Raw genomic sequence first — 20524 nt, 5'->3', positions numbered from 1 at the left:
ATGAATAGTTCTACAGGCTCGGAGAAGCTCTCCGGGCCTTCTTCATTTATCCGAAGTCTGCCGAAGGCCGAGCTGCATTTGCATCTTGAGGGTACGGTCGATCCCGCGACGCTTGCGGAGTTGAGCCGTCGGCATCCGACGACCTTGCCGGTGCTGAACAATCGCTATTCGGACGTGAGCGATAGCGGGCGCGTGCTCAGCGAAGACGATGCGCGCGCGATTTATAGATACAAAGATTTCATCGGATTCCTGATGGCGTTCAAGGCCGTGACCGAGCGCCTGCGCGATCCCGACGATTACGAACTCATCACCTATCGCATGTGCGAAGAGCTGGCGCGCGAGGGCTGCGTGTATGCGGAGCCGTATGTGTCCGTGGGCGTGATCTATTGGCGTGGCGGAGAGTTCGATCATTTATTCGACGGCATGGAACGCGGGCGAGAACGCGGCGAGCGAGATTTCGGCGTAAAGATCAATTGGATCTTCGATGCGGTGCGTCACTTCGGGCCGGACGAAGGGTGGAAAGTTGTCGAGAAGGCGATCCAGCTTCGCGAGCGCAACGTGGTTGGAATCGGAATTGGCGGCGATGAGGCGGGTGGACCGGCCGAGAACTTTCGCGAGATCTACGAGAACGCCGCGAAGAACGGGCTGCATCTGACGGCACATGCAGGTGAAAGTACGGGACCTGAATCGATTTGGTCCGCCATGAATGATCTGAAAGCCGAGCGCATTGGACATGGTCTGCACGCGATCGAGGATCCAGAGCTCGTGGAACACCTCGCGAAATCTGGCACAGCGATCGAAGTGTGCGTGAGCAGCAATGTCCGGACGGGTTGTTGCCGAGCGCTCGCCGAGCATCCGGTGCGGAAGCTTTTCGACGCCGGTGTGAAGATCACGATTGCTACCGATGATCCCGAAATGTTTGGCTGCACGTTGACCGGCGAATATCAGATCCTGCAGGACCAATTCGGCTTCAGTGACGATGACCTTCGGCGGGTCGCGCGGAATTCCTTCGAAGCGTCGTTCTTGCCGGAAACGGAAAAACAAAAATATCTGGCGGCAATCTAGAGCTCAGTGTTTGTTCTTGCCGAGCGTATCCTCAGCCGCTCAGCTCGGCATCGCCATGGAAACGTGCTCGTGCACGATCAACCACTTTCCATTCTGCTTCTGGAAGATGAAGGTCCAGCGGAACGTGTTCTTCTCGCTCTTCCCGTCTTTGCGAAGCATGTCCGAATCGATGGTGCAGGAACCCCAGTAGATATCGCCAGCCTTGTGGATCTGGGCGTCGTCGTTGATTTTAAACGTGGCTTTCGAGTATTGCGCCAGGTCTTCGCCGACCGTCTTTTTGTACTCATCCCAATTGTTGTATTTCACCGGGGCGATGTCGAAGAACTGGTGCGGGCCCTGCGCATAGTACTGCGTCTGGTTATCCGCGTTGAGGGTCTGCCAGCCGTCCCAGATCTTCTGCAGATAGGCTTTGTCGGGCGCCGACTGTGCGCGGCCGGAAGCTGCAAATATAAGAAAGATAACCGCGAGACAGACGGCGACACGAATTGATTTCATCCGAGGCTCTCCTTCAAAGAGTGAAGGGATTGTGCCAGAGAGCCTTCGAATCAATCAATCTCCAACTAAAAAAGCCGGAAGAGGTTCTCCCGGCGTCGTTCTTTGTGGAACTCGCTATGCGCGATTGTGCGCGCTCTCATAGGCATGCTTGGCCATGAGGGCATCGAGCGCCGCATCTTTCTCAGCTTGCATTTTCGGGGCTTCCGCGCGGAGCATATCGGTGGGCGATGCATGTTCCCCGGCGGCATCGAGCGCAAGATATCCTTCGCCAGCCAAGGCTTTAGCCGCTTCGCGCAGTCGATATGCGATGTTCTTATCTTTTGCGCCGAGGTAAGCCTGGTCCACCGCGTCGCTCACTTCCACGGATCCACTACCGTTGACGACGCCGAGCCAATAGACTTTGCGCTTCACGAACGCCTTGAGCTGTTCGTCGTTCGCTTCGAGGAACCACCAGTGCTTGTTCTTGATGCTGTACTGGCGACTTGATAATGGGCATGGTTGGCGCTTGCCGGTCTTGAGCAGCTCGAGCTGTTTGTCGTCGACGGCTTTGCGGACGGTATTGATCGAGGCCATCAGTGCTTCCTGGCTGTCGATTGCCGTCAGAATCTCGCGGATGCTGGCCGTGAGGTGAACGGCGATATCGGCATGGAGTCCGCTGGCGTCATCGAGCCGCGCGCTTCCATGCAGAACGTACCAGTCGGAGCCGAAGCTCGCGGCGCGGAAAGGCCACTCCAATTCAATCTCAAGCGGCAGCCCGGAGGCCGTCACGCACTTGCCTGTAATTTTCTCGGACATCGGTCAATCTCTCAGAATTACGAAGGGTATGCTCTATTGTGACACGCAACTTTCGAGAAAGGAAAATGCCGGGCGTGGAGATTGCGCGTATTGCTGAGTTGCTGGACCCCATCGTGGTCGCCGAGCGACAGCTTGAGCAGATCTCCGTCTATTTAGATCTGCTGCTGAAGTGGAACGCGCGCATGAACCTGACGGCGGTACGCGATCCCGAACAAATCGTATTGCGACATTTTGGCGAATCGCTGTTCGCGGCCCGCGAACTGTTCCCTGACCCGGACGCGACAGGATCCCTGGTGGATGTAGGGTCCGGCGCCGGATTTCCCGGAGTGCCGATCGCGATCGAGCGCCCAGGGCTGAGCGTGACCTTGATCGAGGCCCATGGCAAGAAAGCCACGTTCCTCAAAGAAGTAGTGCGTTCCACGAGACTCACCAATGCCTCTGTACAGGCGATCCGGGCAGAGGAATACGTGGGGGTGGCAGATGTGGTTACCATGCGCGCGGTGGAAGAATTTGCGTCAATTCTCCCGGTTTCAGCAAGACTCGTGCGCCCCGGCGGACGGCTTGCCTGCCTTCTAGGATCTCCGCAAGCTGCTGAGGCAGAAGGTGTTATAGGAGAGTGCTGGCGGACGGAACGAACTGTTTACTTTCCTGGTTCCACCCAGCGAGTGCTGTGGATTGGGCAGCGAGCTCAGAAATAGAAACGGGGCCGCTGTGATCCCCTTTAGACACAGCGTCCCCGGTTCATCCAAAACATCCTTGAGGATTGCGGGGGAGATTAGCACTAAGGTGCCTACTTGTCAATGTTCCACGTAGAACATTTCTAATGCCGGCTATGTTCCACGTGGAACACCCTCCTTTTGCACAGGATGCACAGAATACACAGGGCCGCTGCTGTTGCGTTGAGGGGTGGGCTCCGATAACCTGCAAAGGTTCGGGATTCAGCGTGAGAGCGACTCCCTTCGCGGACGAGGCACATGGGCAAGGTCATCGCAATTGCTAATCAGAAGGGTGGCGTGGGCAAGACCACCACCGCCATCAACCTTGCCGCTTCCCTTGCGGCAGCCGAGGTCCCGACGTTGCTTATTGACTGCGACCCTCAGTCGAATGCATCGAGCGGCTTGGGCTTCGGAAAAGATCCCAATCGTCTGAGTAGCTACGAGCTGCTGATGGGGACGGCGCCAGCCAGCGACGTACTGCAACACACCGCGCTCGAAGAGTTACAGCTCATTCCAGCAAGTAAGAACCTGATCGGTGCCAATATTGAGCTCGTCATGATGGAGCGGCGCGAGTATCGCCTACGCGACGCCATTCAAGTGCTGAAGGAAAATTTCGAGTTCATTGTGATTGACTGTCCCCCGGCGCTGGATCTCCTCACGCTCAATTCCCTCGTCGCCGCCGATTCGGTACTCGTTCCAATGCAGGCGGAGTACTTCGCGCTCGAGGGCGTTAGCGAATTGTTGGATACCGTCGAGCGTATCCGGGAGTCGTATAACCCTGAGCTTGCGGTCGAAGGCGTCGTTTTGACGATGTTCGATGATCGAACCAACCTGGCGCAGTCCGTCGCTTCCGAACTAAAAAGCTATTTTGGCGAGCGATTATGCGATACCCAGATTCCGCGCAATGTTCGGCTTGCCGAAGCACCTAGTCACGGAAAACCAGCGTTGCTGTACGATCCGAAGTCCCGCGGGGCTGAAAGCTACATCAAGTTGGCGAAAGAAGTGATCCAGAAGCACCGCAATAAGGCGCAGCACGTCGCTCCCGAGCAGATGGTGCAGGCGCACAGCGAGAGCGATTAAATCCGAGTCGGATGACAACCATGATCGAAAAACGTAAAGTCCTCGGCCGCGGCCTGGAGAGTCTATTGCCCGCCTCCCGCGCCACCGCTGCGCCAGCAGTCGCCACCGCGCCGGCTCCGCCGACCGGTGATATGGTCCGTGAGCTTCCGATCGACCATATCGATCGCAATCCCTATCAGACGCGGACTCAATGGGATGAGACTGCACTGAACGAGTTAGCGGCCTCCATCAGGGTTTCGGGGGTGCTCCAGCCCGTGACCGTGCGCCCTCACGGCGATCGTTTTCAGCTAATTACTGGTGAACGTCGCTGGAGGGCTTCGCAGCTCGCTGGAAAGACCACGGTACCGGCGATCGTGCGGCAGGTCTCAAACGAACAGGCCATGGAGATGACGATCATCGAAAATCTCCAGCGCGAGGACTTGAATCCCATGGAGCAGGCCCGAGCTTACGAGCGCTTGGCGCGGGAATTCAGCCTGACCCAGGAGCAAATGGCACAACGGACGGGCAAAGACCGCTCATCTGTGGCGAATTTCATGCGGTTGCTAAAGCTGCCCGCCGAAGTCCAAGCCATGGTGGAGGGGAATAAGCTCTCCTTCGGGCACGCCAAGGCCTTGATGCCGTTGGAATCTCCTGAAGCGATCATCAGGCTCGCACAGCGAGTGGCAACCCTTTCAATGTCCGTTCGGCAGACCGAAGGCGCAGTCGTAAACCTGCTCAACCCTCCGGAAAAGAAACAGCCAGAGGAGCGCCAAGTGGATCCCAACGTCCGCGAGGTTGAACGGGAGATGGAGCGGAATCTTGGGGTTCGAGTTCAAATTGCGGACCGCAAAGGCAAGGGCAAGATCGTGATCGAATACAAGTCGCTGGAAGACTTCGATCGCGTTGTTGAGGTCCTTCAGCGACGATAGCGGCTTGGGTCTGTAATCAAGCCGTCACATGAACGAGATATCAATAAAACAAATGTCGCAGAGAGCGAAACCCTAGACGCTTCATGAACGTACCGGCAATCTCCAGCAAGACGCATCGCACCACAATTGGCGATTTCGAGCTGACCATCCTGACCGACGGAACGTATTGGCTCGATGGCGGAGCCATGTTCGGAGTTGTGCCCAAGCCGCTCTGGAGCAAGCGGGTTGCGGCTGACGACCAGAACCGGATCACGCTCGGCTTGAACTCGCTGCTCATCCGCGGGAATGGCAAGAACATCCTGGTGGAGACTGGGATCGGCCCGAAGCTGGGCGAGAAGCAACAACAGATCTACGGAAACCAATCCGCATTGTTGCATAGTTTCGAAACTTTGAAACTATCGCCAGACGATATAGATGTGGTGATCAACACTCACCTGCACTTCGATCATTGCGGCTGGAACACCTATTACAAAGACGGTCGTGCCACGCCGACATTCCCGCGCGCCACATATTATGCGCAACAGGGTGAGTGGGAGCACGCGCAGGAACAGCACGATCGCGACAAGGTGAGCTACATCAGCGATAACTACGACCCGTTGATCAACGCCGGTCAGATGAAACTACTCAAGGGCGATGCGGAGATCGCGCCCGGCGTTCGTGTGAAGATGTTCCCCGGACATACCCGCAATCTGCAGGCTGTGATCATCGAGAGCCAAGGCAAGACTGCGTGCTACATCAGCGATCTAATTCCGACGTCCGCACACTTGGACCCGACGTGGGTGATGGGCTACGACCTCGACCCGATCCTGTGCATTGATAATCGCAAGAAGTTCTACGACGTGGCGATTCCGGAGAAGTGGCTGGTCGCATTCACTCACGATCACGAGCATCCCTTCGCATACGTCGAACGCGATGAGCGCGGAAAACCAGTGCCGCGGTATCTGTGATGAAAACACTTCTCTGCATTTTCTTGTTGTCGTTAGCTGCGATTGCGCAAAATCTGCCGGATGCACCGTCAGCGCCGAAACCCGCACCATTCGGGAAGCCTGCTCCGAAGCCTGCGGTGTCCTCGAGTTCCGTCACAGTGAATGAGACCGACGCGCTCTCGCACATTTTGACCCGGCCCTTGCAGATCTATCCCGCACTCGCCTCGGTAAATAAAATCGAGGGCGACGTTGTGATTGAAGCGACGATCGACACCGACGGCAATGTCGCCTCGACCAAAGTAGTTTCAGGGCATCCAGCACTGGCGCCAACGGCTGTCGCATTCGTGAAACAGTGGCTCTTCCGGCCCTTCTATTCTGGCGAGACGCGCGTGCCGGCGGTCACACAACTGACGGTCCACTATTCCCTCTTTGCGTCTGAAGCGGAACGCGAGTTAGAAAAACATTTCCAGGAAACATACTGGCCGGCGTGGCGCGCTGGCGAAGAGGCGCTTGCAAAACAAGACTACGCAACCGCGAAACAACAGTTCGAGATCGGTCGCAGCGAGGCTTCTAAGCTAGGCCAGGCAAACTGGCAGGAATTGGCGAATGCGCTGTCGAGACTGGGATCTGTTGAGTACCGCCAGAAGAACTATTCCGCGGCCGAGCCATATTTGATGCAGGCGATCCAGATCCAGCAAAACCACCGCGAAGCCGACTCTTCGGAGATCGCAGACGCAATCGGAAATCTCGCGCAGGTATACCTTGCCGAGAACAACTTCAGCAAGGCGGAGCCGCTGTTCCTCAAAGCAGTTGAGATCTACGAAAAGCGATTACAGGATCCGACTTCGAAGACGCAATACACCAACGACCGCCGTCACCGGGTAATGAATCTCTTCATGCTTGCGTCGCTGAACCAGGAGATGGGTGCGGGCGAAGAGGCCCTGAAGTACTGCGATCAGGCTGCCGGCGATGCCGGCCAGGCAATGGCGAAGGATGAAGCGATCATCGTGCTGCGCACCTGTGAAACCGTGTATCGCAAGAACCTGAAGTACTCGCGTGCTCGGGAAGTCGAAGGGCTCGCGCAAGACCTGGAAAAGCAGGCTCAATAAATACGAAAGGCGCGATCCTCTCGCGCCTTTCTCGTTACCAAGACTTCTTCTAAATTACTGGCCGACAGGTTCGAGCGTCGCATCCACCACCACGATGTCGCCCTTATCCACTTGGACTTCCTTCTTGAACGGCTTGTAACCGTCCTTGGTGACCAGCAGATGCGCTTTGCCATTGCGCACGATGATGCGCGCTGGTGTAGTCGCCACATTCATGTCTTCGAGCCTGATCTGGGCACCGCGTGGACGCGAACGCACGATGATCATCCCTTTGTCTTTGGCGCCTGCGAACAAGCGCTTGGTGCGGGAATCACGATCGCCGGGCTGTAGGACAACCGCGAAGTGCTGAAGCTCGCCCTCACCCACATGCACGTTGCCGGTGCCTTCGTCGAAACCCTGCTTGAAGATGCTCACCGAATGCGATCCGGGAGGAATTGTGACCGTCGCGGGAGTGACTTTTCCAGTCGGTTCATCGTCCACGAAAATCTGCGCGCCCGCCGGAGTGCTCTCGAACGCGATACCTGTCGGCGCCACGGCAAGATTGACATTGAGCGACGCGTTGTTCCCCGCGGCGATTTCGACCGTGCGAGTCATCGGCTGATAACCGGGCCTCGTGAAAATTACCGTATGCGATCCGGCCTTCATGCCGGAAGCGGTGAAAGGCGTTTTCTCGCCGCGGTTCTGTCCGTCGAGCTGAACGCTTGCGCCAGCTGGATTTGAGTTGATCGCAAGATCGGCAGTTGTTGCGCCCGGAACCACAGGCGGCGGCGCAACCGTCGCGACTGCCGGAGCTGGCGTAGGCTGAGGGTTCTTCTTGTTTCCTTTTGTAGCGGCGGGCGCTGCGTTGGCCTTGTTTACAGTCGCTGCCGCTGCACTTGCGTCAATTTTGGAAGTCTCTTCACGGCCCTTTGCCGACTCAGTCTGGGTAATCGCTACCGGATCCGGAGTTACCACCGTCAGCGGTGCTTGTTGTTTCGAGGGCGTCTGATCGTTCATGGCGCGATAGCCGAAGACGCCGGCCGCGATGACGACCACCGTTACGACGGCCACAATCAAAATGCGCGGAAATGCGCTCTTTGACGGCGGTGGCGCAATCGTTTCATGCTCAAGATTCTTTGCCCCGAAAATCGGCGGCGGCACCACAGCCGGCTGCATCCCCACCGGACCAAAGCTCGCCGGAACCGGATTCGCTGGCGGTGGCGGTGACGACGACCTCATCGGTGGCGGATATGGAGTGCTGCCCAGGTCTGACGACGACACAGGAGCGCGGAAGACTTCCGGAACGTCGGAGCCGAACACCTCAGGCGCCTGATAGGTAGGACCTGGGGGCGCCGACGGCGACTGTTGCGGTCTTGGATACGAAGCCGTGTCGGAGAGCTTCGGTGCAGCCGCGCTTGCCGCTGGTGAAACCGCAGGCCAGTTCGTGACAATCGGTGTCCCCGGAACAACCGAGGTCGGAATTGGTTGCGTGAGCAGAGCTTGGTAGCTCTTTAACGCTCCGACTAAATCCGCACCCGCCTGGTAGCGGTCCGACGGATGTTTCGAGAGCGCCTTGCGCAAAATCGCAGCAACGGCCGGATGTACCTTCGTCTCGAGGTCCGGCGGCAACGGCTCATTCACAATCTTGTAGATGATGGTGCTGATGTTCGGCGCCGTGAACGGACGTTCCCCAAGCAACATTTCGTGGAGAATCACTGCGGCGCTGAACAGGTCAGAACGGCCATCAATTGGATCGCCCTTCACCATTTCGGGCGAGATGTAATTCGGGGTGCCCAGGACATCGCCGCCGGTCGTCAACTGCGCGCCGGACTTGGCGATACCGAAATCCATGATTTTCACCACGCCACTGCGGGTGATCATGATGTTCGCCGGCTTAATGTCGCGGTGGATTACGCCGTTAGCATGGGCGTAATCGAGGCCAGCGCAAATCTGGGTCATGATGTCGATGGTGCGATCGAGGGTGAGGAACCGCTGTTCGGAGAGCAGCGCCTGGAGGGTATTCCCCTCAACGCACTCCATAGCGATGTAGAACGTTCCTTCCTGTTCGCCGGCGTCGTAAATTGTGACCAGGTTCGGATGAAGTAGCTTTCCCGCTGCGCGCGCTTCATTGCGGAAGCGCGACAGTACTTCATTCTTCTCGATGCCATGCACGTCGAAGCGCATGGTCTTGAGCGCAACGGTGCGGCCGATCGTAGGATCGACGGCCTTGTAGACGACGGCCATTGCGCCGCGTCCAATGACGCTTTCCACTTCGTAACGGCCTATGGTTTCCGTTGGCATATCACTCTTCCTCGGCCGAGCACCGAACATCGGCGCGAGGACCCTGTACCAAATTCCCGAGAGCGAGCCCCGCGCAGAGCATCAACCCTGAATTTCGCGCAGAGTTGCCCTTGCGGCTGCAATGGCATGGGGGGAGACCCACACAGCCTGACTGGGTCACGACGCTGAAGAGGAGGTTACAGGTAACGAACCTGTAACTGGACTTCCCGTTCCGAATCGCGTCTTCTTCCCGCTCAGTATATGGCCCAAAGGCGCATGAATCCTAAGCAACGGGTAGAAGAGCGTCCAACTTACAGCAACTTGTAACCTCGGTCAACGTAACCAGCTATAACGATGGTACTGTACCTCCGGTGCCAACAATATGAGTACCTTTGGGAGTAATTAACTTGGTAACACCATTGAGAGTGGTACTGCTATGCGCGATCGTAGTTTGGGGAGCCTTGGCAACCGCCCAATCCTCCGTTGCCTCGCAATCCGATGGAAATGCGGCTGAGCAGCAGATTCAAAAGGTCTTGCAGGCCCAGACCGAAGCCTGGAACCACGGCGATCTGGAGGGCTACATGGCCGGATACTGGAATTCGCCTGACCTGACGTTCTTCTCCAACGCCACAGAAACCCACGGCTGGCAGCCGACCCTGGACCGCTACAAGGCACGTTACCAAGGTTCGGGCAAGACCATGGGAAAGGTGTCATTTCCTGAATTGAAAATTACATCACTGTCCGATGATGCGGCCTTCGTGCGCGGCCAGTGGCAACTCGAGATGCCGGACGGCAAGAAGCCGCACGGGATGTTCACGCTGCTGGTGCGGAAATTCCCCGAGGGATGGCGCATCGTGCACGATCATTCGTCAGGAGAATAGGCGTCAGTCCTTGGTCTTCTGCAATTCGCGGTAGGCTTCGCTCTTGCTCACGCCCATCTCTTTGGCTACACGCTTGAGCGCATCGCGTTCGTCAAGGTTCTCGTGCTTCATCAGTTCACGCACGCGTGTGCGGACCGTGGCGGCGCTGAACACAGATTGACCATGCTGCTGCTCGGGGGCACGGCCGATGAGCAACGTGATCTCGCCCTTCACCTCTGCGCGATGTTTCAGCTCGGAGAGAACTTCGGTGGACGTTCCACGAAGAAACTCTTCATGCAGTTTCGTCACCTCACGCGCGACCACGACCGGCCGCTCCGGGCCAAGAACCTGCACGATCTCCTCAACGGTCTCGAGCAACCGATGCGGAGCCTCGTAGAAGATGACGGTCCGCGTCGAATTCCGAATCCCCTCCAGCGCTTTGGCGCGCTGGCCTTCTTTGCTGGGAAGAAAGCCCAGGAAACGAAACGCATCAGTCGGCAGTCCGCTGGCGACAAGCGCGCTGAGAAAAGCCGACGGACCGGGAATCGGAACAACGGGAATCCGGTGCCGGATCGCCAGCGTAATCAATCGGAAGCCCGGATCGGAAATTCCAGGCATACCGGCATCGGTAACCAGAGCGATGCTCTTCCCTTGTTCCAACTGCATTACCAGCTCGGCGGACCGCGTCAGCTCATTGTGCTCGTGATAGCTGGTGGTGTGGGTCACGATATCGTAGTGATTGAGGAGTTTTTGGGTCTGGCGCGTGTCTTCGCAGGCAATGAGCTGGACCTCTTTCATCGTGCGAATGGCGCGGAAAGTGATGTCTTCGAGGTTGCCAATCGGCGTCCCCACGAGGTACAGCGTGCCGCGCTGGACGTTCTCCGCCATCCAGCGCAGGATACCTCAAGTTTGCGCGGATTTTCCCGCAACTCTAGAATCAAAGAGAGATCAAGTTGAATTAAGGATTCATTTCCGTGCCTCTCTACGAATACGAGTGCAAACAGTGCCGCGAGCGTTTTGAAAAGATCCAGAAGTTCTCGGACGAGCCCGAAAAAGTCTGCCCAAAGTGCGGCGGCGAGGTCGAACGCCTGCTGAGCGCTCCCGCCGTGCAATTCAAGGGCGAAGGCTGGTACGTAACCGACTACGCGAAGAAAAAGGGTGGCGCGGCCAAAAGCAGCTCAACCGACTCCACTTCTTCAGAAAAGAAATCGGAGAGTGCCCCAGCATCCGCGGAGACGCCGAAGCCTTCCACCAGTTCCGACAAGAAATCCTAAGCCGCCTTACGCGCTCTTCCGAATGCGGATTCGGCGTAGTGCTCCAGGATGTCCGCCGGCTCGGGATAAATCGCGGTGCATCCTGACTTGCGCAGATCATCTTCCCGAAATCCGCCGCACAACACGCCGATAATCTCGCGGACCCCGAGCTTGCGCGCAGCCTCGGCGTCATAGGGTGTATCACCCACCACCACAACTTCAGTCGGCTTCAGTCCGCCAAGATGATCGAGCGCCGCGGCAAAGATGTCGGGATGCGGCTTGGAGCGTTCTGCGTCATCGGCGGAGGTGCTTGCTTCCAGAAGATCACCGATGTTCGCAATCTTTTTATACTGCTCCAGGTCCTGCTTGTTCGATGACGACGCCAGCGCGATCTGCCAGCCATCGTTCTTCAAATGCTCAAAGAGTTCGCGCACCATGGGGAATGGCTTCACGTGAGGCATGTATTCGCGACGGAAGAGTTCCGAGCGCCATTGCTCTAACGCATCGCCAATCCGCTCCAGGTCCTGCTGCGGGATAAAGACGGGCATGAGTTGATCGCCGCCTTTGCCGATTTGCGAGCGAACCTCGGCGAACGTTACGTGCTGATAACGAAAGCGGTGGAACGCGCGCACCCAAGCCTCGGCGTGGAGGTCCACTGAGTCAACAAGCGTGCCGTCAATATCGAAGATCGCAGCCTTGAGCATGTGTTTCCTATCTGTGAAACAGAAAACACCGGCACCCACCGGTGTTTTCTCTTTCTCCCTTGAGGGTTCGACTACGCGGCCTTCTTACGCGGAACCTTCGCGCCCGAACGCCGTGCTTCCGACAAACCAATCGCGATCGCCTGCTTACGGCTCTTCACTTTCTTTCCGCTACGTCCGCTCTTTAACTTGCCACGCTTGAACTCATGCATCTCGCGCTTCACGGACTTTCCAGCTTTCGGGCTGTATTTACGACGCGACGACTTCTTCGCCGACGTGCGACGTGTGCTCTTCTTCTTCGCTGCAGTTTTACGCGAGCGCGTCCCGCTGCTCCGCGATGAGCGGCTGCGTGTGGACTTTTTGGTTGCTGCCATTGAATCTAGCCTCCTCTTTGCTTCGTACTTCCACTAGGTGTGATTCAATTCCTAAACCCGCGGTTGCGCCCCGGGAATCCGCCGGTACAACCTTTCACCACATGACGCAGCAGTTGCTCACCTCCGAGAACGTGGAACGGCCGGTGCTGATCTTGCCGATTGCGATCGTGTGTTTCTCATTCGCAGCGGTGCTGTGTATTTGTGGAGTGCTGTCGTTGATTGGCTCGATGTCGTTGCGCCTCGCCGCACAGCTGCTCGGCAGCGGCCTCGAAGTCATGGGGCCGACGCCCTTCTTCCTGTACACGATCGCGCTCTGCGCAGGCGGAACGGGCTTGTTGCTGCGTCAGAACTGGGCGCGGTTGCTGACCGTCATCCTCTGCGCCGTCGGAATTCTGTTTGTCGTGCCGCATATCTCGAGCGCTGTGGTGGACGAACGCTATGCGGCGATGAGTCTCGACGGAGTCCAGATTTTAGTGCGGATGGCGATTGCGAGTTATTTGTGGAGAGAGAGGGAGTGGTTCGTCTAGCCCGTCATTGCCGCCGGATTTGACTCCAGCTCATCATTCGGTGACGGCCCCGTCTCGCTCGCAGCTGCAATTTTGCCGGCGAGCAACGCTTCGAAGAACTGATCCACCGCCACCAGAATCGTCTCGCGCTTCTTCGCTTCGTACACGGCTTTGCGCAGAACGCCTCCTCCCGGCACGCCATGCGTGAACCACGAGGCGAACTGCTTCATCTTGCCTTCCGCGCCTTGGGTGTCGTTCTCGATCAGCATGCGGAAGTACATGCGGATCATCTCGTAGCGATCTTCGTTGGTCGGCAGATCGTAGCGTCCGGTGGCGGTGTACTGCTCGATCTGACGGAAGATCCATGGATTCGACGCCGCGGAGCGGCCGATCATCACGGCATCACAGCCGGTCTTCGCCACCATCGCCGCCGCATCTTCGGGTGTACGGATATCGCCATTCCCGATGACAGGAATTTTCACCACCTGCTTCAGGTCGGCAATCCATCCCCAGTTCGCCTGGCCGCTGTAGCCCTGCTCGCGCGTTCGCGCATGCATCGCGACAGCATTCAGCCCGCAATTCTCCGCCAATTTCGCCAGCTCAAGGAAAACGAGTTCCTTCTCGTTCCAGCCGGCGCGGAACTTCACCGTGAACGGAATCGTCACCGCCTTGCGTACGGATTCGAAGATAACTTTGATCTGCGGCAAGTCGCGCAACAGTCCGGAGCCGCCATTGCACTTCACCACGCGCTTCGACGGACATCCTAAATTCAGGTCGACCAGGTCGAAGCCGAGGTCCTGCACGACCTTTGCCGCGTCGGCGAGCGTTTCGGCATCGCTGCCGAACAACTGTGCCGAAATCGGGCGCTCGTTGCCGTAGAACGTGAGATAGCGCCGGGCCTTTGCCTCGCGCATCCGCGCCAAGCCGTCAGCCGAGGTGAACTCCGTCATCATCAGTCCGCAGCCGCCCAGGTTGCGGATGAACCGCCGGAAAACCGTGTCCGTCACCCCTGCCATCGGCGCCAGCACGGTCGCGGGACGGATCTCGACGCTGCCAATCTGGAAGCGCACGGCGACACAGGCACCTTCGGGCGCCTGGTGCTGAATCGGGTTGTCGAAGCCTTTTCTCACGGTCTCTTGCTATTCTAGTGCTAATTCCTTTGGAGGCCTGATGCGAGTTTGGTTACGTGACCGCCATGTTGGCGCGGTGTTGATCGCTTTCCTGCTTTATAACTTTGTCACCGGTATGGTGCGCGCGGTGGAAAACCCGTTGCTTATGTGGATCCAGCGCTGGAGCCAGCATAGCGCCCTTTCCGCCGGCCAGCCCTGGTACAACAAGGGCCAGGTGTTCGGGTCGTTATCCGACGCAATCCTGTTCCTGATCGTTTCGCTGCTTATCGCGGCCTGGCTTTACGGCGGCGACAAGCCCACGGAAACAAAGGCCAAAGCATAAGAAAAGCCTCCGCCTGCGCGGAGGCTTCCTGTGTTCCGAACTTACTGTTTGTCGGCTTGCTTGTCCGCTTTCGCGTACTTGCGGCGGAAGCGCTCGACTCGGCCGGCGGTATCCATCAGCTTCTGTTTGCCCGTGAAGAATGGGTGGCAGGCAGAACAAATTTCCACGTGGATGTCGCCTTTGTGCGTGGAGCGGGTCGCGAAACTATTGCCGCACGCGCATTGGACGCGGACTTCGTCATACGAAGGATGAGTTGCTGTTTTCATGGAACTTTTCCTAGTTGCCTGATCGGCTCGCCGTGCTCCTCGTAAAACCCGGTTGACTCACGAGTTCGTCTGGGTGCTCCGGGGGTACCCAACCGGAGATGGCTGGGTAATCCAAACATCTTAATTTTAGCGGATTTACGGTATTTCCGGCAAACCCGCCTGTCTATTGGATGTCGCGCCGCCAGATTCGATTCGCCAGGCCGCTGGCGTATCATGCGGCTATGGAAAAACGACAATTCACCCGGATCGCCAAAGCCTTGGCTGATCCCCGGCGCTTCGAGATCCTGCAGCAAATTGCCTCAGAAGAAGAGGTTTCGTGCGCCGCGGTGAAGGAATGCCACGAAGTCACGCCCGCAACGCTCTCCCACCATTTGAAAGAGCTTGAGTCCGCCGGACTTGTCGAAGTTCGTAAGGAATCCAAGTACGTGTATCTGAGCCTGCAACGCCCTGCCTGGAAGGCCTACCTGAAAGAACTCAAGAAAATCGGCCGCTAAATCTTGCCTGAATCCTTCCGTCACGGCGCTCATCTGATTCGTTGTGACAGTTAGACAATTATCTAACTATCGAAATGTGGGAGGACGACGACAATGGGCAAGCTGAGCGGAAAAGTTGCAGTGGTAACGGGCGCGTCGAAAGGAATCGGCGCAGCAATCGCAAAGACATTGGCAGGCGAAGGCGCGAGCGTAGTCGTGAATTACGCATCGAGCAAAGCCGGTGCAGACAAAGTAGTCAACGAGATTCAGAAAGCCGGCGGCAAGGCGGTAGCCATCCACGCCGATCTCTCCAAGCCGGAAGATGCCAAGAAATTAGCGGCGGAAACGAAGAAGCAGTTCGGTAAAGTGGACATCCTGGTGAACAATGCCGGCGTGTACGAATTCCGTCCGCTGGAACTGATTGATGAAACGCACGTCAAAAAGATCTTCGACCTTAACGTCACCGGTCTGCTGTTCACCACGCAGGAATTCGTGAAGCTTATCCCCGAAGAGGGCGGTTCGATCATCAATATCAGCTCGGTGGTTGCCAAGACGCCGCCGTCTGGCAGCGCGGTCTACAGCGCGACCAAAGGCGCTGTGGATGTGATCTCGCGCGTGCTGGCCCAAGAATTGGGTCCGAAGAAGATCCGCGTGAACTCGCTCTCGCCGGGATTCACGATCACCGAAGGTGTGCAGGCGTCGGGTTACGAAGAAGACCTCTCCAAGTCTTCGGTCTTAAGAACGCCGCTCGGCCGCGTAGGCCAGCCGGACGACATTGCCAAAGTCGCATTGTTCCTCGCCTCGGGAGACTCGGGTTGGGTAACGGGTGAAACGATTCTCGCGGGTGGCGGAATCCGCGTATAACTCAGGCAACGCGCTCGGCGAAACGGGGATAGCCTTCGACGAGCGCGTGCTCATCCACCGTAATCTCTTGAATGAATCCGGTATCGAGCCCGGAATACAAGAACCGCCGTGGCGGCTCGTTCGCATCCAGCCGCTGATACCGCTGCCGCGCCAGAACGACTTCCAACTGTGGAATCTTCACGTACACCGCATTCAGTTCCTTCGCCTCATTCGGCGCAAGCGCAAGCTGACGAATCGCCAGCGTGTTCGTAAATGGCGAGACCGTCAGGTCCAGATCGAGGCAGCCGCTGAGATCCGGCCGATCAGCGCCATCCACCTTCCACTCGCTCTCGTGAACGCGCTCAATCCGCAGTGTCCGGTCTTCTCCGGATTGATGCTGCTTCAGCGTGAATGTCTTTGTCCGCCAGCGCGCATCAAGATCGAAGTGATACTCGCATGTCACGCCGCCGAGATCGGCTTCCACCGAGAGCACCGAATCCGCAACATAGCCACCCGGCACTTCCTGAAGCGTGATGTGCTCCAGGCCGTCAAGACCAATCCGCCGCCAAATCCGCGTCAGGGATAGCATCAGTGTCCACCGTGGTAAGGATGTCCCGTAAGAATGGTGTAGCCCCGGTAAAGCTGCTCCAGCAGCACCACCCGGGCAAGCTCGTGCGGCAGGGTCATTTTGCCCATCGAGAGGACTTGGGTGGCGGATTTTAGCGTTTCTTTCTGCCAGCCGTCAGAAGGCCCAATCGCAAAAATCAGGTCCTGCACACCCTGGTCGCGATGATAGCCAAGAAAATTAGCTAGCTCTTCGGATCCCACCTGCTTGCCGCGCTCATCCATCAGAACAAGCACGGGAGCGGTCCGCCCCGGTCGGTCCTTCAACTTGAGCAGTGCTTCTTCCGAGCCAATCTCAAGCCCCTCCGTCGCGACGTAACGCGACAGCCGCTTGAGATATTCGCCGGTAAGGGTTTGGATGGCGGATTCTTTGGTCTTGCCGATCCACACAACGCGGAGCTTCATGTGCGGACAATCATAAGGCAAATTCGCAGGAGAGATACTGAGGCGTCAATCCAGCCCGTACCGCTTCCGCTTCTCCAGCAGCGTCTTCCGACTGATCCCCAAAATCTCCGCGGCCTTCGACTTCTTTCCGCGCGTCGCGTCGAGCACTTCGGCGATGTAGCTGCGCTCCAACTCTTCCAGCGTCATCATCGGACGCCCGGTGGCTTGGCGCACGAAGCTTGGCAGATCATCTTCATGGATCTCCGGGCCGGTGCTCATAACCACCACGCGCTCGAGAATATTGCGCAGCTGGCGAACATTGCCGGGATAGCTGAAGCTCAGCAATGCCTCCAACGCTCCCGCCGTAAACACTGGCTTCGGTCGCCGATGCACCTGCGCGAGTTGTGAAAGGAAGTGTTCCGCCAGCGGCTGGATGTCGTCGCGCCGTTCCCGCAGAGGTGGCACCACAAGCGGAATCACGCTCAGGCGGTAGTAAAGATCTTCGCGAAACGATCGCCGCGCCACCGCGCGTTCCAGGTCCACATTCGTCAGGGCAAGAATGCGCGCATGGACTTTAATCGTCTTCTCGCCACCGAGGCGCTCGAACTCTTTCTGTTCGATCACGCGCAGCAGCTTCGCCTGCATCGGCATCGTCAACGCCGCGATCTCATCGAGGATCAGCGTGCCATTGCCGGCCAGTTCCAGGCGCCCGCGTTTCTGGTGCGTAGCGCCGGTGAACGCGCCCTTCTCGTAACCGAAGAGTTCGCTTTCGATGAGTTCGTGCGGCAGGCTCGCGCAGTCGATCTTCACCATCGGCTCATCGCGATTAGGTCCCAGGTAGTGCAGCAGCGACGCAACAAGATCTTTGCCAACGCCGTTCTCGCCGCGCACCAGCACGGTCGCGGCGCTCTGCGCTACGCGCTTGATCTGCTCGACGAGCCTCTTCGACGCCGCATCCACCGCCACATAAGCAGAAAGGGCGCTGCTCTCTGCCGCTTTCGCCGAGGCTGCGCCCTGTTCGCTCATTGTGTTGTCGTTCAACCGCGGGTGCGCTTGGTCGCTTTCTTCGCGGCGGTCTTGCGCGGCTTCTTTACTGCTGGCGCGCTCTTGCGTACCGCCGTTTTCTTGGCTGCCGGTCGCGATTTGGCCGGGGTCCGTTCCGAGGGCTTGCTCAGGTCTTCCGGGGAAAGATGTTTGGCGGACTTCCACAGCCGCTCCAGGTCGTAAAACTTGCGCGCGTTCTCGCTGAAAATGTGGACGACGAAATCCACATAGTCCATCAGCACCCACTCCGCCTGGTTATAGCCCTCCACGTGCCGGGGCTCCTGACCAATCGAGGAGAGCTTCTGGTCTACCTCATCGGAGATGGCTTGTAGCTGCCGCGGGTTGCTACCGGTGCAGATAACGAAATAATCGGTAAACCCGCTCGAGCTCTTATCGAGCTCAAGAATAGCGATGTTCTCCGCCTTTTTCTCCTGTGCGGCAGAAACCGCAAGTGCAACAGCTTTACGACTTTCAGATTTGCTCATAAACCTCGCGGCGTACTCTTTTCGCCCTGATTTCTTTTAGTCCTGATGTTCCCGGCCGCCCACCACATGCAGCCCTCCACGGTCTTTTAGGCCGGATTTCTGCTTACCGGCCTCATCTTGCACCGGCTCGGTGGGCTTGTATAGATAGAGTTTGCGGATGTAATCTGCGACGGCATCCCCTACCAAAAGCTCTAAAGCTTGCCCGCGCTTTCCAACCGCCAGCCGAATCTCCGTGGACGAAACCGGCTCGTTCACATCTTCCAGCAGATGAATTGTCGCACCCTCCAGTTTCAACGCCCCCCGCGGTTTTTCGCGTTCTATGGGACGAGTCCCCTCCGCCGTGGGCTGCAATTCCTTGGGCAAAGACTTTACAACATCGGCGAGTGAATACCCCGGCCGGTTGGCGACAATGAACTCGCACTCCCGCAAAACTTCCACCGGATTGCGCCACTTCGCAATATCGGCGAAGGCATCCATGCCGATCAGGAAGTACAGCTTGTCGCCCTTCTTCAGCCGCGACTTCATCCGCCGCACGGTATCGAACGAATAGCTCGCGTCGAGTCCCGATCGCTGAATTGCATCCGGCGATTCCAGCAATGACGGAATAAACCGCGGATCCCCCGCGGTCGCCAGCGAAATCATGGTGTACCGATGGCCGAAGCTAGAAATCGCCTGCTTCTGCTTGTGCGGCGGAATATACGCCGGGACGAAATGAATCTGTTTCAGATTGAAGCGCTCGGCTGCGGCGCGCGCTACCGCCAAATGTCCTAGATGGATCGGATCGTAGGTGCCGCCGAAGAGCGCAACGTTCATCGCACCGACTTTCGTGCCGGAGCACGCCGCTTCTTCTTCGGCGCTTCGATCTCATCCGCTTCCTCAACCGGATCTTGTGCCTTCGCGCGGATCGCCTCCACGCGCTTCGCCATCTCCCATTTCAGCGGCTCGATGCCTTCGCCGGTCACGGCGGAAATCGCGAAGAATGCTTTCTTGCTGCGCTTGGCGAAAGTGGTGAGCTTCTTCAGCTTGTCGGGGTTTGCGACATCGATCTTCGTCGCGACAATGATCGTCGGTTTCTTCTCGATCCCCGAGCCGAAGCTTGCGAGTTCTTTGGTGATGACCTTGTAATCCTGCACTGGATCCGGCCGCCCACTCGCGTCCGACACATCCACCAGGTGCGCGATCAATCGCGTGCGCTCCACGTGACGGAGGAACTGCATACCCAAGCCCGCTCCAAGGCTCGCGCCTTCGATCAATCCCGGGATGTCGGCAACCACGTAGCTCTGTTCATGCGGCATCTCCCCGACGACCACTACACCGAGGTTCGGCTGCAACGTCGTAAACGGATAGTCTGCGATCTTCGGCCGCGCCGAAGAAATGCGCGAAATCAGCGTGCTCTTGCCGGCGTTGGGATAACCCACCAGCCCAACGTCCGCCAGCAGTTTCAACTCAAGCCGCAGGAACTTCTCATCACCAATCTTGCCGTCTTCGGACTCGCGCGGCGCCTGATGCGTCGGAGTGGCGAATTGAGCGTTGCCGCGTCCGCCGCGTCCGCCGCGGGCGATGATAATCCGCTCGTCAGGGTGAACGAACTCGTGCAGCAACTCGCCGGTTTCGTCGTCGTACACCAGCGTGCCGACGGGAACTTTCAACAGGACGTCTACGCCCTCGCGGCCGGTTTTGTTGGCACCTTCGCCATGGCGTCCGCGCTCGGCCTTGTATTCGGGATTGAAGCGGAAGTGTACGAGCGTGTTGTGGCGCTCGCTCGATTCCATTATGACGTCGCCACCGCGGCCGCCGTCGCCGCCCCACGGACCACCACGGGGCACGAACTTCTCGCGGCGGAAGGCGACAATACCATTCCCGCCGTTCCCGGCCTTCACTCGAATTTTGGCTTCATCAACGAACATCG

The 20524-nt window shown here is 57.9% G+C and carries 26 protein-coding genes; 12 read left to right on the top strand and 14 right to left on the bottom strand.

Features of this window, described 5'->3' with window-relative positions:
• Complete coding sequence (gene add, locus ACID345_RS00230; protein WP_011520852.1) at positions 1–1065, top strand: adenosine deaminase; 1065 nt, start codon at positions 1–3, stop codon at positions 1063–1065.
• Between the two features lie 39 nt (positions 1066–1104).
• Here add and ACID345_RS00225 read toward each other — a convergent pair whose 3' ends face one another.
• Together ACID345_RS00225 and ACID345_RS00220 are read right to left on the bottom strand one after the other, a co-directional pair.
• Entirely contained in the window at positions 1105–1560 is a 456-nt protein-coding gene (locus ACID345_RS00225) for a YybH family protein (RefSeq protein ID WP_011520851.1), read from the bottom strand.
• Between the two features lie 114 nt (positions 1561–1674).
• Positions 1675–2355: a hypothetical protein gene (locus ACID345_RS00220; RefSeq protein WP_011520850.1), complete on the bottom strand. Its 681-nt coding sequence runs from the start codon at positions 2353–2355 to the stop codon at positions 1675–1677.
• Positions 2356–2420: 65 nt separating this feature from the next.
• Between ACID345_RS00220 and rsmG the strand changes: the two genes are divergently transcribed.
• The 5 genes from rsmG to ACID345_RS00195 all read left to right on the top strand — a co-directional run bounded on the left by rsmG (position 2421) and on the right by ACID345_RS00195 (position 7094).
• On the top strand, positions 2421–3053 hold the full coding sequence (rsmG, locus tag ACID345_RS00215) for a 16S rRNA (guanine(527)-N(7))-methyltransferase RsmG (RefSeq protein WP_049761571.1): 633 nt from the start codon (positions 2421–2423) through the stop codon (positions 3051–3053).
• A 276-nt stretch (positions 3054–3329) separates the two neighbouring features.
• Positions 3330–4151: a ParA family protein gene (locus ACID345_RS00210; protein ID WP_011520848.1), complete on the top strand. Its 822-nt coding sequence runs from the start codon at positions 3330–3332 to the stop codon at positions 4149–4151.
• Between the two features lie 11 nt (positions 4152–4162).
• Positions 4163–5059 carry a ParB/RepB/Spo0J family partition protein gene (locus ACID345_RS00205; protein ID WP_011520847.1) on the top strand — a complete coding sequence of 299 codons (897 nt, stop codon included), beginning with the start codon at positions 4163–4165 and terminating at the stop codon, positions 5057–5059.
• Between the two features lie 83 nt (positions 5060–5142).
• Entirely contained in the window at positions 5143–6006 is an 864-nt protein-coding gene (locus tag ACID345_RS00200) for an MBL fold metallo-hydrolase (protein ID WP_011520846.1), read from the top strand.
• Positions 6006–7094, top strand: a complete 1089-nt coding sequence (locus ACID345_RS00195; protein ID WP_011520845.1) for a TonB family protein — start codon at positions 6006–6008, stop codon at positions 7092–7094. The genes ACID345_RS00200 and ACID345_RS00195 overlap by 1 nt, the downstream gene beginning before the upstream one ends.
• Positions 7095–7148: 54 nt before the next feature.
• Here the strand turns inward: ACID345_RS00195 and ACID345_RS24935 are convergent, their stop codons facing one another.
• Positions 7149–9371: a serine/threonine-protein kinase gene (locus tag ACID345_RS24935; RefSeq protein WP_049761570.1), complete on the bottom strand. Its 2223-nt coding sequence runs from the start codon at positions 9369–9371 to the stop codon at positions 7149–7151.
• A gap of 440 nt (positions 9372–9811) precedes the next feature.
• Between ACID345_RS24935 and ACID345_RS00185 the strand changes: the two genes are divergently transcribed.
• Positions 9812–10231: a YybH family protein gene (locus ACID345_RS00185; protein ID WP_049761569.1), complete on the top strand. Its 420-nt coding sequence runs from the start codon at positions 9812–9814 to the stop codon at positions 10229–10231.
• A 3-nt stretch (positions 10232–10234) separates the two neighbouring features.
• Here the strand turns inward: ACID345_RS00185 and rsmI are convergent, their stop codons facing one another.
• Complete coding sequence (gene rsmI, locus ACID345_RS00180) at positions 10235–11098, bottom strand: 16S rRNA (cytidine(1402)-2'-O)-methyltransferase (RefSeq protein WP_011520842.1); 864 nt, start codon at positions 11096–11098, stop codon at positions 10235–10237.
• Positions 11099–11184: 86 nt separating this feature from the next.
• Between rsmI and ACID345_RS00175 the strand changes: the two genes are divergently transcribed.
• Complete coding sequence (locus ACID345_RS00175) at positions 11185–11484, top strand: FmdB family zinc ribbon protein (protein ID WP_011520841.1); 300 nt, start codon at positions 11185–11187, stop codon at positions 11482–11484.
• Here the strand turns inward: ACID345_RS00175 and ACID345_RS00170 are convergent.
• Complete coding sequence (locus ACID345_RS00170) at positions 11481–12167, bottom strand: HAD family hydrolase (protein WP_011520840.1); 687 nt, start codon at positions 12165–12167, stop codon at positions 11481–11483. The two genes, ACID345_RS00175 and ACID345_RS00170, sit on opposite strands and share 4 nt — an antisense overlap.
• A gap of 71 nt (positions 12168–12238) precedes the next feature.
• Positions 12239–12538, bottom strand: a complete 300-nt coding sequence (locus ACID345_RS00165) for a DUF6496 domain-containing protein (protein ID WP_011520839.1) — start codon at positions 12536–12538, stop codon at positions 12239–12241.
• Between the two features lie 101 nt (positions 12539–12639).
• Here ACID345_RS00165 and ACID345_RS00160 point away from each other — a divergent pair, with 101 nt between their 5' ends.
• Complete coding sequence (locus tag ACID345_RS00160) at positions 12640–13065, top strand: hypothetical protein (protein WP_011520838.1); 426 nt, start codon at positions 12640–12642, stop codon at positions 13063–13065.
• Here ACID345_RS00160 and dusB read toward each other — a convergent pair.
• Complete coding sequence (dusB, locus tag ACID345_RS00155) at positions 13062–14174, bottom strand: tRNA dihydrouridine synthase DusB (RefSeq protein ID WP_011520837.1); 1113 nt, start codon at positions 14172–14174, stop codon at positions 13062–13064. The genes ACID345_RS00160 and dusB overlap by 4 nt on opposite strands.
• 40 nt (positions 14175–14214) lie before the next feature.
• On the opposite strand from dusB, the gene ACID345_RS00150 reads away from it, so the two are divergent.
• The gene (locus ACID345_RS00150) at positions 14215–14496 is read left to right on the top strand and encodes a hypothetical protein (protein WP_011520836.1); all 282 of its coding nucleotides are present in this window, start codon (positions 14215–14217) and stop codon (positions 14494–14496) included.
• A gap of 41 nt (positions 14497–14537) precedes the next feature.
• Here ACID345_RS00150 and rpmE read toward each other — a convergent pair whose 3' ends face one another.
• A complete protein-coding gene (gene rpmE / locus ACID345_RS00145) occupies positions 14538–14762 on the bottom strand; it encodes a 50S ribosomal protein L31 (RefSeq protein ID WP_011520835.1) in 225 nt (74 codons plus the stop codon).
• A gap of 221 nt (positions 14763–14983) precedes the next feature.
• Here rpmE and ACID345_RS00140 point away from each other — a divergent pair, with 221 nt between their 5' ends.
• Positions 14984–15256 carry an ArsR/SmtB family transcription factor gene (locus tag ACID345_RS00140; RefSeq protein WP_041856087.1) on the top strand — a complete coding sequence of 91 codons (273 nt, stop codon included), beginning with the start codon at positions 14984–14986 and terminating at the stop codon, positions 15254–15256.
• A 93-nt stretch (positions 15257–15349) separates the two neighbouring features.
• Positions 15350–16099: an SDR family NAD(P)-dependent oxidoreductase gene (locus ACID345_RS00135; protein WP_011520833.1), complete on the top strand. Its 750-nt coding sequence runs from the start codon at positions 15350–15352 to the stop codon at positions 16097–16099.
• 1 nt (position 16100) lies between these two features.
• Here the strand turns inward: ACID345_RS00135 and ACID345_RS00130 are convergent, their stop codons facing one another.
• Genes ACID345_RS00130 through obgE form a run of 6 tightly spaced genes read right to left on the bottom strand, consistent with a single transcriptional unit; the run spans position 16101 to position 20522 of the window.
• Complete coding sequence (locus ACID345_RS00130; protein ID WP_011520832.1) at positions 16101–16667, bottom strand: putative glycolipid-binding domain-containing protein; 567 nt, start codon at positions 16665–16667, stop codon at positions 16101–16103.
• On the bottom strand, positions 16667–17107 hold the full coding sequence (locus ACID345_RS00125; RefSeq protein WP_011520831.1) for a 23S rRNA (pseudouridine(1915)-N(3))-methyltransferase RlmH: 441 nt from the start codon (positions 17105–17107) through the stop codon (positions 16667–16669). The genes ACID345_RS00130 and ACID345_RS00125 overlap by 1 nt, the downstream gene beginning before the upstream one ends.
• Before the next feature lie 45 nt (positions 17108–17152).
• On the bottom strand, positions 17153–18112 hold the full coding sequence (locus tag ACID345_RS00120) for a sigma-54 interaction domain-containing protein (RefSeq protein WP_011520830.1): 960 nt from the start codon (positions 18110–18112) through the stop codon (positions 17153–17155).
• A gap of 11 nt (positions 18113–18123) precedes the next feature.
• Positions 18124–18615, bottom strand: coding sequence for a ribosome silencing factor (gene rsfS / locus ACID345_RS00115; protein ID WP_011520829.1), 492 nt, complete (start codon positions 18613–18615; stop codon positions 18124–18126).
• Positions 18616–18651: 36 nt separating this feature from the next.
• Positions 18652–19428 carry a nicotinate-nucleotide adenylyltransferase gene (gene nadD / locus ACID345_RS00110; RefSeq protein WP_011520828.1) on the bottom strand — a complete coding sequence of 259 codons (777 nt, stop codon included), beginning with the start codon at positions 19426–19428 and terminating at the stop codon, positions 18652–18654.
• The gene (obgE, locus tag ACID345_RS00105; protein ID WP_011520827.1) at positions 19425–20522 is read right to left on the bottom strand and encodes a GTPase ObgE; all 1098 of its coding nucleotides are present in this window, start codon (positions 20520–20522) and stop codon (positions 19425–19427) included. Before obgE ends, nadD begins: the two co-directional genes overlap by 4 nt.
• Between the last annotated feature and the right edge of the window lie 2 nt (positions 20523–20524).

Origin of the sequence: Candidatus Koribacter versatilis Ellin345 (genome assembly GCF_000014005.1) — a bacterium.
Taxonomy (GTDB): Bacteria; Acidobacteriota; Terriglobia; order Terriglobales; family Acidobacteriaceae; genus Korobacter; species Korobacter versatilis_A.
The sequence above is the reverse complement of the archived record's forward strand: the minus strand, read 5'-3'. Positions and strand labels throughout refer to the sequence as shown.

Excerpts from the sequence above, each read along its gene's own strand:
- add (WP_011520852.1), top strand. The coding sequence starts at position 1 with ATGAATAGTTCTACAGGCTCGGAGAAGCTCTCCGGGCCTTCTTCATTT.
- ACID345_RS00225 (WP_011520851.1), bottom strand. The coding sequence starts at position 1,560 with ATGAAATCAATTCGTGTCGCCGTCTGTCTCGCGGTTATCTTTCTTATA.
- ACID345_RS00220 (WP_011520850.1), bottom strand. The coding sequence starts at position 2,355 with ATGTCCGAGAAAATTACAGGCAAGTGCGTGACGGCCTCCGGGCTGCCG.
- rsmG (WP_049761571.1), top strand. The coding sequence starts at position 2,421 with ATGCCGGGCGTGGAGATTGCGCGTATTGCTGAGTTGCTGGACCCCATC.
- ACID345_RS00210 (WP_011520848.1), top strand. The coding sequence starts at position 3,330 with ATGGGCAAGGTCATCGCAATTGCTAATCAGAAGGGTGGCGTGGGCAAG.
- ACID345_RS00205 (WP_011520847.1), top strand. The coding sequence starts at position 4,163 with ATGACAACCATGATCGAAAAACGTAAAGTCCTCGGCCGCGGCCTGGAG.
- ACID345_RS00200 (WP_011520846.1), top strand. The coding sequence starts at position 5,143 with ATGAACGTACCGGCAATCTCCAGCAAGACGCATCGCACCACAATTGGC.
- ACID345_RS00195 (WP_011520845.1), top strand. The coding sequence starts at position 6,006 with ATGAAAACACTTCTCTGCATTTTCTTGTTGTCGTTAGCTGCGATTGCG.
- ACID345_RS24935 (WP_049761570.1), bottom strand. The coding sequence starts at position 9,371 with ATGCCAACGGAAACCATAGGCCGTTACGAAGTGGAAAGCGTCATTGGA.
- rsmI (WP_011520842.1), bottom strand. The coding sequence starts at position 11,098 with ATGGCGGAGAACGTCCAGCGCGGCACGCTGTACCTCGTGGGGACGCCG.
- ACID345_RS00170 (WP_011520840.1), bottom strand. The coding sequence starts at position 12,167 with ATGCTCAAGGCTGCGATCTTCGATATTGACGGCACGCTTGTTGACTCA.
- ACID345_RS00165 (WP_011520839.1), bottom strand. The coding sequence starts at position 12,538 with ATGGCAGCAACCAAAAAGTCCACACGCAGCCGCTCATCGCGGAGCAGC.
- ACID345_RS00160 (WP_011520838.1), top strand. The coding sequence starts at position 12,640 with ATGACGCAGCAGTTGCTCACCTCCGAGAACGTGGAACGGCCGGTGCTG.
- ACID345_RS00150 (WP_011520836.1), top strand. The coding sequence starts at position 14,215 with ATGCGAGTTTGGTTACGTGACCGCCATGTTGGCGCGGTGTTGATCGCT.
- rpmE (WP_011520835.1), bottom strand. The coding sequence starts at position 14,762 with ATGAAAACAGCAACTCATCCTTCGTATGACGAAGTCCGCGTCCAATGC.
- ACID345_RS00140 (WP_041856087.1), top strand. The coding sequence starts at position 14,984 with ATGGAAAAACGACAATTCACCCGGATCGCCAAAGCCTTGGCTGATCCC.
- ACID345_RS00135 (WP_011520833.1), top strand. The coding sequence starts at position 15,350 with ATGGGCAAGCTGAGCGGAAAAGTTGCAGTGGTAACGGGCGCGTCGAAA.
- ACID345_RS00130 (WP_011520832.1), bottom strand. The coding sequence starts at position 16,667 with ATGCTATCCCTGACGCGGATTTGGCGGCGGATTGGTCTTGACGGCCTG.
- ACID345_RS00125 (WP_011520831.1), bottom strand. The coding sequence starts at position 17,107 with ATGAAGCTCCGCGTTGTGTGGATCGGCAAGACCAAAGAATCCGCCATC.
- ACID345_RS00120 (WP_011520830.1), bottom strand. The coding sequence starts at position 18,112 with ATGAGCGAACAGGGCGCAGCCTCGGCGAAAGCGGCAGAGAGCAGCGCC.
- rsfS (WP_011520829.1), bottom strand. The coding sequence starts at position 18,615 with ATGAGCAAATCTGAAAGTCGTAAAGCTGTTGCACTTGCGGTTTCTGCC.
- nadD (WP_011520828.1), bottom strand. The coding sequence starts at position 19,428 with ATGAACGTTGCGCTCTTCGGCGGCACCTACGATCCGATCCATCTAGGA.
- obgE (WP_011520827.1), bottom strand. The coding sequence starts at position 20,522 with ATGTTCGTTGATGAAGCCAAAATTCGAGTGAAGGCCGGGAACGGCGGG.